We start from the raw sequence: 13,649 nt of genomic DNA on the forward strand, positions 1-13,649 counted from the left end.
CCGTACCGTCGGTCCTGGATCGATCCGTCATCGCGTGCTCAACCCTCTCTGTAGCGTCGCTTGGCTCGGCCATGCGTCGCCCCTGCGGCTCTTGACTTGAACATTGCTTCAACTTCTACAGTCCCCGTATGAGCATGGAGACCACAGCCTGGACCCAGCTGCACGGCTTGATGAACGAGCAGGACGGTAAGCAGGCCCACCGTCCGTTCGCCCGCGCGACGCTGCGCCGCATCGGCCGGTTCGCCCGCCCCTACCGGCGTCGCATCGCCGCGTTCGTGCTGATCAGCACCGTAACGGCGGCGCTCGCGGTGGCGACGCCGTTGCTCGCGGGACGCGTCGTCGACACCATCATCAGCGACTCGGCCCCCGAGACCGTCGTACGCCTGGCCCTTCTCATCGCACTGATCGCCGTGGCCGAGGCGGGCCTCGGCCTGCTCAGCAGACGGATCTCCGCGGGGCTCGGCGAAGACCTGATCCTCGATCTGCGGACCGCCGTCTTCGACCACGTGCAGCGGATGCCGGTCGCGTTCTTCACCCGTACCCGTACCGGCGCGCTGGTCAGCCGCCTCAACAACGACGTCATCGGCGCCCAGCGCGCCTTCGCCACCACCCTGTCGGGCGTCGTCTCGAACCTGGTGATGCTGGTCCTCGCGCTCGCCATGATGCTCCGCCTGTCCTGGCAGATCACCCTGCTCGCCCTCGTACTCCTGCCGGTCTTCGTGCTCCCGGCGCGCCGCATGGGCCGCCGGATGGCGAAGCTTCAGCGGGAGGCGGCGCACCACAACGCCGCCATGGGGACGCGGATGACCGAACGGTTCTCGGCACCCGGCGCCACCCTGGTCAAGCTGTTCGGACGGCCCGAGGAGGAGTCCGCGCAGTTCGCGGCCCGGGCCCGGCGGGTGCGGGACATCGGGGTGCGCACGGCGATGGCCCAGTCCGCGTTCATCACCGCACTGACCCTGGTCTCCGCCCTGGCCCTCGCCCTCGTCTACGGCCTGGGCGGCTGGCTCGCGCTGCGCGGCTCCCTCGACGCGGGAGCGGTCGTCGCCCTCGCAATGCTCCTGACCCGCCTGTACGCGCCGCTGACCGCGCTCGCCGGGGCCCGGGTCGACGTGATGAGCGCCCTGGTCAGCTTCGAGCGGATCTTCGAGGTCCTCGACCTGAAGCCGCTGATCGAGGAGAAGCCGGACGCCCGCGCGGTGCCCGAAGGCCCGGTCGCCATCGAGTTCGACGACGTCCGCTTCGGCTACCCGTCCGCCGACAAGGTCTCCCTGGCCTCCCTGGAGGAGGTCGCCGCGCTCGACGGCCGGGGTGGCGAGGAGGTCCTGCACGGCGTGTCCTTCCGCGCCGAGCCCGGCGCCACCGTCGCCCTCGTCGGCTCCTCCGGCGCGGGCAAGTCGACCATCGCGCAGCTGGCGCCCCGGCTCTACGACGCCGATGCGGGGGCCGTACGCATCGGGGGCGTCGACGTACGCGAGTTGAGCGCGGCCTCGGTGCGCGCGACCCTCGGCATGGTCACGCAGGACGGCCACCTCTTCCACGACTCGGTCCGCGCCAACCTGCTCATCGCCCGCCCCGACGCCACCGAGGACGACCTCTGGGACGCCCTGCGCCGGGCCCGCCTCGACGGCCTGGTGGCGGAGCTGCCGGACGGCCTGGACACGGTGGTCGGCGAGCGCGGCTACCGGCTCTCGGGCGGTGAGCGGCAACGCCTCACCATCGCACGCCTGTTGCTCGCCAGGCAGCGTGTGGTGATCCTCGACGAGGCGACGGCACACCTCGACAACACCTCGGAGGCGGCGGTCCAGGAGGCCCTGACCGAGGCCCTTGCAGGGCGTACCGCGGTGGTCATCGCGCACCGCCTGTCGACGGTACGGGCGGCCGACGAGATCCTCGTCGTCGAGGCGGGCCGCATCGTGGAACGCGGCCGCCACGAGGACCTGTTGGCCGCCGACGGCCGCTACGCGGAGCTGTACCGGACACAGTTCGCGGAGCACAACGGGCACGGAGCGGAGCACAACGGCCAGGCCGGAGAGACCTCTCTCGTCACGCTGCCCGCAGCGACAACGTGACCCCCGCCGCGTCCCCCGAGCCCTCGGCGACGCACGGCCGGAACCCGAGCGAGAGCCGGTCAAGGAGCGAGCGCAGCCACTCGGCGTCCTTGACCGAGGCGTGACACAGCCGCATGCGCCGGGCCTGGAGCGGGGCGATGCGCAGTTCGGTGAACCGGCCGGTATCGGGTTCGAGCGAGACGAGGTAGAGGAGCCGCAGGTCGTCACGGTAGTGCTCGTACCCCGTGATGCCCTCGTAGTCGTTGATCAGGTCGCCGCAGCCGTGCAGGACGAGCTTGTCGCGGTACGTCTCCACGGGGCGCGGGTGGTGCGAGGAGTGGCCGTGCACGACGTCCGCTCCCGCGTCGATCAGGGCGTGGGCGAGGGCGACCTGGTCCCGGGACAGGCGGTAGCCCCAGTTGGTGCCCCAGTGGACCGAGGCCACCGCGATATCGCCCGGGCGCTTCATCTCCCGTACGCGGTCGGCCAGTTCGGACGCGGCGACGTCGTAGTGACCGGCCACGAAGCTCACCCCGCTGAGGTCGTCGGTCGCCGCCCAGTCGTACGGGACGCCGCTGGAGGGCATGCCGAAGGCGAAGACCAGGAGCCGCCGGTCCCCGTCGAGCGGGACGATCGCCGGGCGGTGCGCCGCCGCGGCGTCCCGTCCCGCGCCGGCCGTCCGCAGCCCCGCGGCGGACAGCGTGTCGAGGGTCTCCGCGAGGCCGGGGCGGCCGAAGTCCAGGATGTGGTTGTTGGCCAGGACGACGACGTCGGGTCGGGCGCAGGCCAGGCAGGGGAGGTTGTCGGGGTGCATCCGGTAGTGGATGTCCTTGCCGGGGGCGTACGCGTTGCTGCGCGTGACGCTGGTCTCCAGATTGACGATCCGGGCGTCGGGCGCGGCCGCGTCCAGGACCTCCAAGGCGTCACCCCAGGGCCAGTCGAAGGCGACCGGGCGCGGAATGGGCCCGCTCGCAGACTCCGCCAGGCGCACGTACTCCCGGGCGTCAAGGACGTAGCCCTCGCGCAGCTTCGGGTCACCGGGGTGCGGCAGGATCTGGTCCACGCCACGGCCGAGCATGACGTCGCCACAGAAGAACAGCGTGATCAAGCCTGCCCTCCGCGCTCTGTCGTGGCGTCGATCCGCGCCAGCCGGTTGACCGACTGCTCGCCTGGACGTATTGCTCGCCCAGTCGGCGAATCGCCTAATCGACGACGCCGATCAACGCCAGGGTGATGTTGTCCGGGCCGCCGGTCTCGATGGCGGACTTCCACAGCTCGAAGGCCGCACGGCCCCCGTCGTGGGCCCGCAGCACGGTGTCGAGCTCGTCCTCGGGCACCGGGTCGGTGAGGCCGTCGGTACACACCAAGTAGCGCTCGCCCGTGCTGAGCGGCTCCGTGCTGATGTGCGGCGTGATCTCGCTGAACCGCGCGGCGCCGCCGAGCGCCTGCGTCACGATCGACGTGGTGCGCTGGCCCGGCGCCAGCGGCGGGCTGTCGTCGACGCTCATCTGGTGCACCGTTTCGCGGGTGCTGGTCACGTCGAGCACTCTGCTGTCACCGACGTTGAACACCAGGAGTTCCTTGCCGAGCACCACGACACCCGCGACCGTCGTACCCATGGCGGTCAGGTCCGGATCGCCCTCGGCGGCCGAGTACACGGCCTGATTGCACACGTTCAGGGCGTCCCGTACGGCCTGCTCGCTGTCCAGCGTGGGCCCGAGCGCCGCCAGGTGCCGGACGACGAGGCCACTGGCCACCTCGCCCGCGGGCTGACCGCCGATACCGTCGGCGACCGCGACGACCAAAGGGGAACCGAGCGGGAACCCCAGCGTCTGCGGGTTCTCGGTCACGGTGCCGCACAGCGTCCACGGCCCGACGGCCAGGCTGTCCTCGTTGTGATCGCGCAAGAGCCCCGGGTGGCTCAGGGCGGTGACCGTTACATACGGCATATCTGCCCCGCCTTCCGCGACGGCGGGCGTGTTCGCACCACCATTGTCGCGCCACCCGCCGCATCCGGCTCAGTCGGCGGCTCAGGCGGTAGCTCAGTCCGGGCGTACCAGGCGTTCCAGGAGGTCGGGCAGGTCGGCGAAGGAGTCGAGGACGTGGTCCGGGGTGCCGCTCGCCGCACGGTGGGTCTCGGGCAGATACTTGCCGGTCTTGACGAGGACGCCGGTGACCCCGCTGCGCTGGGCGGCGAGCACATCGGACTCGATGTCGTCGCCGACCATCAGCGTCTCGGCCGGGTCGGCGCCGAGATGGTCGAGCGCGGTCGCGAAGAACGCCTCCGACGGCTTGCCGGTGATCTCCGCCTCGACCCGGGCCGCCCGCTCCAGGCCCAGAAGAAAGGCGCCCGTGTCCAGGTCCAGGCCGTCGGCGGTACGCCAGTACAGGTTCCGGTGCATCGCCACCAGACGGGCTCCCTCCTGGAGGTGCCGGAAGACCCGGTTGAGGGCCGCGTAGTCGAACGCGCGGCCCGCCCCGCCGATGACGACCACATCCACGTCCGGATCCAGGGACTGGATCTCGTGGTCCGGCCCCCAGTCCGCCGCGTCGACCACCGTCACGCCCGTCAGGTCGTCCCCGATGTCACCGGCGTTGAGCAGCAGACAGCGCGCGTGCGGATAGTGCTCGCGCAGATACGCGGCGGTGATGGCGGGCGCGGTGAGGATGTCGTCCTCGGTCACCGGGAACCCCGCCCCTTCGAGGCGCATGGTGATCCAGGCGCGGGTCCGCGAGGTCGTGTTGGTGACCAGGGCGTAGGGCAGCCCCGCGGCGCGCAGCCTCTGCAGGGCCGTGACGGCCCCGGGCAGCGGCTCCCAGGACACCGTGAGCACTCCGTCGATGTCGATGAGGACCGCACGGGCCCCTTCGCTGCGGTCGTTACGGCTCACTCGTTCCACAGCACCGACGGTAGTCAGCCTCGTACGGCGGCGCAGCGTGGACGGCACCTGCGGGGCCCCCGAACCGCGGTTGCGAAATGCCGTGATCAGAGGTACCCCGAAAGTACGGATGCGCAGATACGGATGTCCTCCCGACTCCCCTGAGATGGGGCGAGCACTGTGCTGTTCACCGACCGTGTGGATGCCGGGCAACGCCTCGCCGAAGCAGTGCGGCATCTGCAGGAAGAAAAACCCGTAGTACTCGGCCTGCCCCGGGGCGGCGTCCCGGTGGCCTTCGAGGTGGCGCGGGCACTGGAAGCCCCCCTCGATGTGATCGTGGTCCGCAAACTCGGGGTCCCCTACCAGCCGGAACTCGGCTTCGGCGCGATCGGCGAGGGCGGCGTACGGGTCCTGAGCGAGGACATCGTGCGCCACGCGGGCCTCGAGCCGATGCAGATCGCGGCGGTCGAGCACGAGGAAGAACGAGAGCTCCTTCGGCGGGCCCGGCGGTACCGCGACGGGCGGTCCCGGATACCGATCGGCGGCCGCACGGTGATCATCGTGGACGACGGCATCGCGACCGGAGCCACGGCGTCGGCCGCCTGCCAGGTGGCCCGGGCGCAGGGCGCCGCCCGCGTGGTGCTCGCCGTGCCGACGGCGCCGCCGGACACGGTGCACCGGTTGCGCGAGGCGGCCGACGAGGTGGTGGCGCTGTCCACGCCGCACCTGTTCAGCTCCGTCGGCGAGTGGTACCGGGACTTCACGCAGACCAGCGACGAGGAAGTCATCGGGCTCCTGGCTCAGGCCGCGGACGTCCGACCGGTCAAACGGGCCGCACCCGTCGCCGCCGAGGTCGAGGTGGACGCGGACGGTCTCCGGCTCGCCGGAGACCTGGCCGTGCCCGAGGGCGCGGAAGCCGTGGTGATGTTCGCCCACGGCTCCGGCAGCAGCAGACACAGCCCGCGCAACCGCTCAGTGGCGACCGTGCTGCGCGACGCGGGCCTCGGCACCCTCCTCTTCGACCTGCTCACGCCCGCCGAAGAGATCGACCGGGCGAACGTCTTCGACATCGACACCCTGTCCCGCAGGCTGCTCGGCGCCACCCGCTGGCTGCGCGAGCGCGAGTCCCTGCCGATCGGCTACTTCGGAGCCAGCACCGGCGCCGCGGCGGCACTGCGCGCGGCCGCCGACGCCACCGACGAAGCGGCCGTGGGCGCCGTGGTGTCCCGCGGCGGACGGCCGGACCTCGCCGCGCCCCGCCTCGGCGACGTCCGCGCGCCCACCCTGCTGATCGTCGGCGGGAACGATTCGGTGGTGCTCGACCTCAACCGTTCCGCCCAGGCGGAACTCCGCTGCGAGAACCGGCTCGAGGTCGTCCCCAGGGCCACCCACCTCTTCGAGGAACCCGGAGCCCTCGACCACGTCGCCGACCTCGCACGGGACTGGTTCCTCGGACACCTGACGTCGGACGGCGACCGCTTGGACACCGGCGACCCCGGTACACAGGAACAGTCGCACTGGCGCCGCGCGTTACCCCCGTACGCAACCGCGCACGGAAGAGGAGCGGCATGGCACACGACGACGAGGTAGTGATCAGCCCCACCGGCTGGGTGGCCCAACAGGCCCGCACCTACGAGGAGTCCGGCGGCACCAAAGGCACCACCATCCAGGGCGCCCCGTGCCTGCTGCTCGACTACCGGGGCCGACGCACCGGCAAGTGGCGGCGTACCGTGCTCATTTACGGCCGGGACGGCGAGGACTACCTCATCGTGGCGTCGTACGGCGGCTCGGACGCGCACCCGAAGTGGTATCTGAACCTGGAGGCCGAGCCCGAGGTCCGGCTCCGTGTGGGAGCCGAGCGGTTCGCCGCGCGCGCCGAGACGCTGGGCCCCGCGGAGAAGGCCCGGGTGTGGCCCTCCCTGGTGGAGCTGTTCCCGAGGTACGCGGCGTACCAGAAAAAGACAGAGCGCGACATTCCGGTGGTACGACTCAGCCGTACCGCCTGAGCACGCGTGCGCGACCCGGCCCTACCGGCCAGGTGCGCGTGCGTGGACTCCCTGGGCGCGGGAACGCGTCCCGGGAGACAGTGGACAGGACCGACCTCCGCAGCACTGGAGGATCCATGAACCACCCCCCGATCCCCGACCCGTCACGACCGGGCCCCACGCCCGATCCCCCTCCGGGCCCGCCCCCGGACCCCGGCTCACCGCCGCCGGACCCGGGCCCGCTGCCCGGCCCGGTGCCGCCCAGGCCGACGCCGCCGGTGCCGGAACCGCCCCCGTCCCCGATCCCGAAGCCGCCCGGGCCCGACCCCGTGCCGGATCCGGATCCGGGACCCATCTCCAGCTGACCGCCTATCGACGCCGCCGCCGGGCGGGCCGTCAACTCCGGCCCGCCCGGCGGCGGTTCAGCGTCCGGAGGTTATGCGGTGACCTCGGAGCGGTCCCCGCCCCACAGCGTGTGGAACGAGCCCGCACGGTCGGTGCGCCGGTAGGTGTGCGCCCCGAAGAAGTCCCGCTGACCCTGCGTGAGCGCGGCCGGAAGCCGCTCCGCACGCAGCGCGTCGTAGTACGCGAGTGCCGCCGCGAACCCCGGCGTGGGCACGCCCTGCCGGGTTGCCGCGACAAGCACCGACCGCCAGTCGTCCTGCGCCGCCCCGATCTCCTCCGCGAAGCCCTTGTCGGCGAGCAGGCTGGGCAGGTCGGGGCGGGTGTCGTACGCGGCCCGGATGCGGTCCAGGAAGGCCGCGCGGATGATGCAGCCGCCGCGCCAGATCGAGGCCACGGCGCCCAGGTCGATGTGCCAGCCGTAGGTGTCGCTGCCCGCCTGGATCTCGTGGAAGCCCTGCGTGTACGAGACGATCTTGGAGGCGTAGAGCGCCTGCTCGACCTGGTCGGCGAAGGCCGCCGCCTCGGCCTCGGACAGCGGCTTCGCCGTCGGGCCCGGCAGGCCCTGCGCGGCCTCGCGCAGCTCCGCGTGGCCGGAGAGCGAGCGCGCGAAGACGGCCTCCGCGATGCCGGAGACCGGCACCCCGAGGTCGAGCGCGATCTGCACGGTCCACCGCCCGGTGCCCTTCTGCTCCGCCCGGTCCTGCACGACGTCCACGAACGGCCCACCGGTGGCGGCGTCCACGTGCGCGAGGACCTCGGCGGTGATCTCGATCAGATACGAGTCGAGGCGGCCGGTGTTCCAGGTGCGGAAGATCTCCGCGATCCGGGCCGGTTCGTAGCCCGCCACATCGCGCAGGAGCTGGTACGCCTCGCCGATGAGCTGCATGTCGGCGTACTCGATGCCGTTGTGCACCATCTTCACGAAGTGCCCGGCACCGTCCGGGCCGCAGTGCGTCACGCACGGGGTGCCGTCCCCGGCCTTCGCGGCGATCTTCTCCAGCATCGGCCCGAGCGTGGCGTACGACTCGGCCGAGCCGCCCGGCATGATGCTCGGGCCGAGCAGCGCACCCTCCTCGCCGCCGGAGACGCCCGTACCGACGAAGTGGAGCCCCTGCTCGCGCAGTTCGCGCTCGCGCCGCCGGGTGTCCTCGAAGTGCGCGTTCCCACCGTCGATGATCATGTCGCCGGGCTCAAGGAGCGGCGCGAACTCGCGGATTACGGCGTCCGTCGGCTCGCCCGCCTTGACCATCACGACGAGCCGCCGCGGCCGCTCCAGAGCGGCCACGAACTCCTCGGCCGACTCGGCGCCGACGAAGGTGCCCTCCTGCCCGAACTCCGCGAGGAGCGCTCGGGTCCTGGCCGGAGTGCGGTTGTGCACGGCGACGGAATAGCCGTTGCGCGCGAAGTTGCGGGCGAGGTTGCGCCCCATGACCGCGAGCCCCGTGACGCCGATCTGGGCTGAAGTGCTCGGCATGCCCTTTGACCTCCTGTTATGCACTGGCGGGGGAGCTCCCGCGTCGTGTCCGCTGCCGCTTCCCACAGATGTACGTACGTGTTGAGCGTTGTGCTCGGCTTGGCGTGCCTCAAGGCACGCTGAACACCCTTGATGCTCTCACCCTGGGCGATCAGCACGCTCGCGTACGGACGCTGTTGTGAGTCTTGGGAGTTGACAGTTCCGAGGTCGACAGGCCGCGCGTGTTCCTCCTCCCTGCGCCCCTTCGGCAGCTTGACCCCTACGGAGGGATCACGGGCCATCTGTCCGTCCAGCCATGCCGAGCCGGCGGGACGGCCCGTCGCCGTAAGCGCGAGCACGTGTGCACGGACGCGACGGTTCGGGTCGGAGAGCTTTCTCGGGCGCAGCGGTTGCCCTGGTGGCCCTAACGGGCGCCGCTCTCCAGCAGGCTCTTGAGCTTCTGTTCGTCCCTCGGGAACTCCTTGCGGGCGCGCGGGCGGACGGCCAGCGGCACGAGCGCCTTGCCTGGGCCGTGCCCCTCGTAGTCGATGTCGAGCGTCAGGCGTGAGCGCCTGCCGTCGTCGAGCGGCTCGATCGTGCCGTGGACGTCCGGCCTGACGGGGCCCTCGATGCCGTGGTAGTGCCAGCTTCTCGGCGGATCGAACTCGGTGACCTCCAGGGTCGTGGTGAACTCGCGGCCCATGCGCCGGGTCACCTCGATCTTGGAGCCGACGCCCAGCGGGGCGTCGCCGACCACATGCGCGGCTACGGCGCTCTCCTGCCACTCCGTCAGGTGGTCGGGGGAGGTGACGTACGAGAAGACGTCTTCGGGACGGCAGTCGATCTCGACGCTTTCCTTGATCGCGGACATTTTGCCCCCTTTGTCAGGTTCTTACAGGCATGATCTCACCGTGCCCACCGGGCCACCAGTGCCACCCGGCCCCCCGGGGCACTCAGTGCCCTCAGGGCATCAGGGCACTCAGCCGCCCGCCCCCGGCCCGCCGCCCGCCCCCGGCCCGCCACCCCACCCGGGCCGCCACCCACCCGAGCCCCGCGCCTCCGGCACCGACAAGCTCGTCCAGCGCCCTCCTGGACCCTGACTGGGAAGTGCTGGCGCGGGCCAAGTATTCCCTTGGGCCGCGTGGGAATGTCCCGACAGCGGCTTCATCGGCGTCGATCGTCAGGGGAGTGTGCGCTCATGGCCCAGTTCGACCTTCCGCTCGACCAACTGCGTGACTACCGGCCCGCGTTGCCCGAACCGGCAGACTTCGACCAGTTCTGGCAGAAGACCCTCGCCGAGGCCGCGGAGCACGAGCTCGACGCCCGGTTCGAGCCGGTCGACCTGCCGCTGCCCGGCGTCGACGCGTACGACGTCACGTACGCCGGATTCGCCGGACACCCGGTCAAGGGCTGGCTGATCCTGCCCACGGGCGCCGCCGGGCCGCTGCCCGCGGTGGTGGAGTACATCGGGTACGGCGGCGGGCGCGGCCTGCCCCATATGCATCTCCTGTGGGCGGCGGCCGGGTTCGCGCACTTCGTGATGGACACGCGTGGCCAGGGCAGCGCGGGCTGGGCCGAGGGCAATACCCCTGATCCGGTGGGCAGCGGCCCGGCGTACCCGGGCTTCATGACGCGCGGTATCGAGGACCCGCACACGTACTACTACCGCCGCCTCTACACCGACGCGGTCCGCGCGGTCGCCGCTGCCCGTACCCACCCGCGCGTGGACGCCGCCCGCGTCGCCGTCACCGGGGTCAGCCAGGGCGGCGGCCTCGCACTCGCCGTCGGCGGGCTCGTGCCCGACCTGGCGGCGGTCGCCCCGGACGTGCCGTTCCTCTGCGACTTCCGGCGCGCGGCGACGCTCACCGACCGGCCGCCGTACCACGAGATCGGCCTGTATCTGAAGACCCGGCGGGCCGACCCGGAGCAGATCTTCGGCACGCTCGGCTACTTCGACGCCGTGCACTTCGCGTCCCGCGGCCGCGCGCCCGCGCTGTTCTCGGTCGCCCTGGAGGACCTGACCTGCCCGCCGTCCACGGTGTTCGCCGCGTTCAACGCGTACGGGGGCGACGAGGGCGCCGACAAGGCCATCGAGGTCTACCCCTTCAACGACCACGAGGGCGGCGGACCATACCAGCAGGCGGCCCAACTCCGCTGGCTTCCGGGGCACTTGACAGCGGTCTGAGCCACACCCTTGTCATGGCCCGAACGGGTCCCTTACTTTGCGAGTCGTCGGAGCGTGCCGACACCGGCTCTAGGACCGCGCGGCGCGCGAGGTACGGCTCTCAGGGGACTGGGGAACGTCATGGGCTTACGCGGGCGGCACCGCCGCTATCGGCCGAGCAGGATCAACCGCGCCTCGCTCACGGTCACGGCGGGCGGTGCCGGAGTCGCCCTGCCCCTCGTCGGCAGCGGCGCCGCGCAGGCCGCCGACGTCGGCACCTGGACCAAGGTCGCCGCCTGCGAGTCCTCCGGAGACTGGGCGATCAACACCGGAAACGGCTACTTCGGCGGGCTCCAGTTCAAGCAGTCCACCTGGGAGGAGTACGGCGGCACGGCGTACGCCCCACGGGCCGACCTCGCCACCAGGGACCAGCAGATGGCCGTCGCCGAGCGGGTCCTGGAGGGGCAGGGGCCGGGCGCGTGGCCGGTGTGCTCGGCACGGGCGGGGCTCACTGCGGACGGCTCCGCACCTGACGGCTCCGTACCTGACGGCACCGGCCAGGACATCCGGCCGGACGGCGCGCGGTCCGGGCCCGTGGCCAAGGCCGCGGCGTCGGGGAGGCCCGGCGCCGGGCCCGAGGTCACGCCGCAGTCCAAGGCGGGCAAGGCCGAGATGTACACGGTCGTACCCGGCGACACCCTCTCCGGAATCGCCGAGTCCCGGCACGTCCGGGGTGGTTGGCAGCAGTTGTACGCGGGCAACCGCGCTGTTGTCGGCGCCGATCCTGACCTGATCGTGCCGGGGCAGCGGCTCACGCTGCGGGGCAAGGCGGCACCCGCGCCCGCGCCCGCTCCCGAGCGGGAGGCGCAACCGGCCCCGAAGCCGGACTCGAAGCCCGCACCGAAACCGAAGCCGGAGCCGGACGCGAAGCCCGCCTCGCCGGGCCTCGCCGCCCCCGTCGCCGCGAGTCCCAGCACCCCTTACCGGGCCACGGGCGGATCCTGGGCGAGCGGGTACCACACGGGCGTGGACTTCGCGGTGCCCACCGGCACCTCGGTACGGGCCGTCGCCGGGGGGCGGGTCGTCTCGGCGGGCTGGGGCGGCGCGTACGGCTATCAGGTGGTGCTCCGGCACGCCGACGGCAAGTACAGCCAGTACGCCCACCTGTCGGCGCTCACCGTGCGGGCCGGGCAGGACGTGGGGCCCGGGCAGCGCATCGCGCGCTCCGGTTCCACCGGCAACTCCACCGGGCCCCATCTGCACTTCGAGGTGCGGACCGGGCCCGACTACGGCTCCGACGTGGACCCGCTCGCGTATCTGCGCTCCGGCGGCGTCAAGATCTGAACCGCGCGCACAGCCGTCCGCGCGCCGCTCCTGATCCGTGCCCTGATCCCCGCCCTGATCCGCGCCGGGACATCGCGGTCGCACCCGAGGCCCGGACGACGGCCGCGGCCGCAGGCTCTGGGATCCCGTCGAGCGCCGGTTCGCGCACGGCTTGGTGGCCCAGGTCCAGGTGGTCCGAGCCCAAGTCCAGGACGTCGAGCGGCTCCGGGGACTCCCGCGCCGCCAAGGACGGGTCGAGCGGCGGCCCGGGCACCGGCACGGAGTCCGCGAGTACGCCGACGGGCAGCGCGCCGCCGCCCGCAAGGCCGATCTCGGTACCGCTGTCGATCGCCGTCCGTGCCCGCCCACCGTGCAGGATCACCCGCTTCGTCCGCTCCGTACGCGCGATCCGCTCCATGGTCAGCAGCACCAGACCACCCGCCGCCACCGCTCCGGCGGCGAGTGCGAGCAGCCCGCCCGCAAAGCCGTACCGGAAGGTCTCGCCGAAGAGCGTGAGTCCGACCGCGGCCGCGACCACCGGGTTCACCACCGTCAGGACGGCGAGCGGCGCCGCGAGCCCCGCGCCCCGGTAGGACGCCTGCGCGAGCAGCAGGCCGCCGCAGGCCAAGGCCGCGATCACCAGGAGGCTCGGCACCTCGCGGACCGCGCCGCTCCCCGTGACGTCGACCGCCACGGTCTTGGTGAACACCGACGCGATGCCGAACGCCACCCCCGACGCCCCGGCGAGCAGCACACTGCGCACCACGGGGTGCCGGCACAGCGCGAACGCCGTCACCATCAGGGCGCCCACCGCGCCGAACGTGGTCAGCGCGAGCATCAGACGTTCGGCACCGGCCAGCGGGTCCGCGTCGGCCCGGCCGGTGAGCGCGAGCAGCCCGGCGAGGCCGACGGTCGCCATGACCGCGCCGCGCCAGGCGGTCCGCCCGGCCCGGCGCCCGAAGAACAGGGCCGCCATGGGCAGGGCGAAGACTATGGTCAGCGCGCCGAGGGGCTGGACGAGGCTGAGCGGTCCGAAGGCGAGCGCCGCCACGTGCAGGGCTGCGCCGAGGCCGTTGAGGCCGACCGCCACCCACCACGCGGGTCGCCGTACCGGCGCATAGGTCCGGTGTGGCGACGTCGCGGCGACCCGCTCCTGCAGAATCGCGCCGCCTGCGTAGGCGAGGGCGGAGACGAATGCGAGGAGCACAGCCAGTGCGAGGGCGCTCATCGGCCGCTCCTTGACTGCTCCTGTGTCGAATGTTTCGAATGTGCTGAATGTGCGGCATATGCGGAATGTGCCGAACGTTCCCCTTGCATAACAGCCGCGATGACGCGGGCATTCCGCAGGAGTTGGGCACCGGGGTTACCCGCGCGGCAGCGCGTTGCGAT

Annotated in this window: 11 protein-coding genes; 5 read left to right on the forward strand and 6 right to left on the reverse strand. The window is 72.2% G+C overall.

Features of this window, described 5'->3' with window-relative positions; genetic code table 11:
• Positions 1-134: 134 nt before the first annotated feature.
• The gene (locus ACWD10_RS21000; protein ID WP_451093278.1) at positions 135-2,072 is read left to right on the forward strand and encodes an ABC transporter ATP-binding protein; all 1,938 of its coding nucleotides are present in this window, start codon (positions 135-137) and stop codon (positions 2,070-2,072) included.
• Here ACWD10_RS21000 and ACWD10_RS21005 read toward each other — a convergent pair.
• The 3 genes from ACWD10_RS21005 to ACWD10_RS21015 all read right to left on the reverse strand — a co-directional run bounded on the left by ACWD10_RS21005 (position 2,047) and on the right by ACWD10_RS21015 (position 4,951).
• Positions 2,047-3,156 carry a CapA family protein gene (locus ACWD10_RS21005; RefSeq protein ID WP_451093280.1) on the reverse strand — a complete coding sequence of 370 codons (1,110 nt, stop codon included), beginning with the start codon at positions 3,154-3,156 and terminating at the stop codon, positions 2,047-2,049. The genes ACWD10_RS21000 and ACWD10_RS21005 overlap by 26 nt on opposite strands.
• A 97-nt stretch (positions 3,157-3,253) precedes the next feature.
• A complete protein-coding gene (locus tag ACWD10_RS21010; RefSeq protein ID WP_451093090.1) occupies positions 3,254-4,000 on the reverse strand; it encodes a PP2C family protein-serine/threonine phosphatase in 747 nt (248 codons plus the stop codon).
• 93 nt (positions 4,001-4,093) lie between these two features.
• Positions 4,094-4,951, reverse strand: a complete 858-nt coding sequence (locus ACWD10_RS21015; protein WP_451093092.1) for an HAD-IIA family hydrolase — start codon at positions 4,949-4,951, stop codon at positions 4,094-4,096.
• Between the two features lie 159 nt (positions 4,952-5,110).
• Between ACWD10_RS21015 and ACWD10_RS21020 the strand changes: the two genes are divergently transcribed.
• Complete coding sequence (locus tag ACWD10_RS21020; RefSeq protein WP_451093094.1) at positions 5,111-6,520, forward strand: phosphoribosyltransferase family protein; 1,410 nt, start codon at positions 5,111-5,113, stop codon at positions 6,518-6,520.
• Positions 6,499-6,936, forward strand: a complete 438-nt coding sequence (locus ACWD10_RS21025) for a nitroreductase family deazaflavin-dependent oxidoreductase (protein WP_451093096.1) — start codon at positions 6,499-6,501, stop codon at positions 6,934-6,936. The genes ACWD10_RS21020 and ACWD10_RS21025 overlap by 22 nt, the downstream gene beginning before the upstream one ends.
• A 415-nt stretch (positions 6,937-7,351) precedes the next feature.
• Here ACWD10_RS21025 and gndA read toward each other — a convergent pair whose 3' ends face one another.
• A complete protein-coding gene (gndA, locus tag ACWD10_RS21030) occupies positions 7,352-8,794 on the reverse strand; it encodes an NADP-dependent phosphogluconate dehydrogenase (protein ID WP_451093098.1) in 1,443 nt (480 codons plus the stop codon).
• Between the two features lie 403 nt (positions 8,795-9,197).
• Positions 9,198-9,644, reverse strand: coding sequence for an SRPBCC family protein (locus ACWD10_RS21035; RefSeq protein WP_451093100.1), 447 nt, complete (start codon positions 9,642-9,644; stop codon positions 9,198-9,200).
• Between the two features lie 327 nt (positions 9,645-9,971).
• On the opposite strand from ACWD10_RS21035, the gene ACWD10_RS21040 reads away from it, so the two are divergent.
• Both ACWD10_RS21040 and ACWD10_RS21045 read left to right on the forward strand, forming a co-directional pair.
• Positions 9,972-10,958 (forward strand): acetylxylan esterase, encoded by a 987-nt coding sequence (locus ACWD10_RS21040; RefSeq protein WP_451093102.1) that lies wholly within the window; start codon positions 9,972-9,974, stop codon positions 10,956-10,958.
• Positions 10,959-11,078: 120 nt separating this feature from the next.
• Positions 11,079-12,281: a transglycosylase family protein gene (locus tag ACWD10_RS21045; protein ID WP_451093104.1), complete on the forward strand. Its 1,203-nt coding sequence runs from the start codon at positions 11,079-11,081 to the stop codon at positions 12,279-12,281.
• On the opposite strand, the gene ACWD10_RS21050 is transcribed toward ACWD10_RS21045, so the two are convergent.
• Positions 12,271-13,488 (reverse strand): DMT family transporter, encoded by a 1,218-nt coding sequence (locus ACWD10_RS21050; RefSeq protein ID WP_451093106.1) that lies wholly within the window; start codon positions 13,486-13,488, stop codon positions 12,271-12,273. The genes ACWD10_RS21045 and ACWD10_RS21050 overlap by 11 nt on opposite strands.
• Positions 13,489-13,649: the final 161 nt, after the last annotated feature.

Source organism: Streptomyces sp. NPDC002851 (assembly GCF_053591935.1).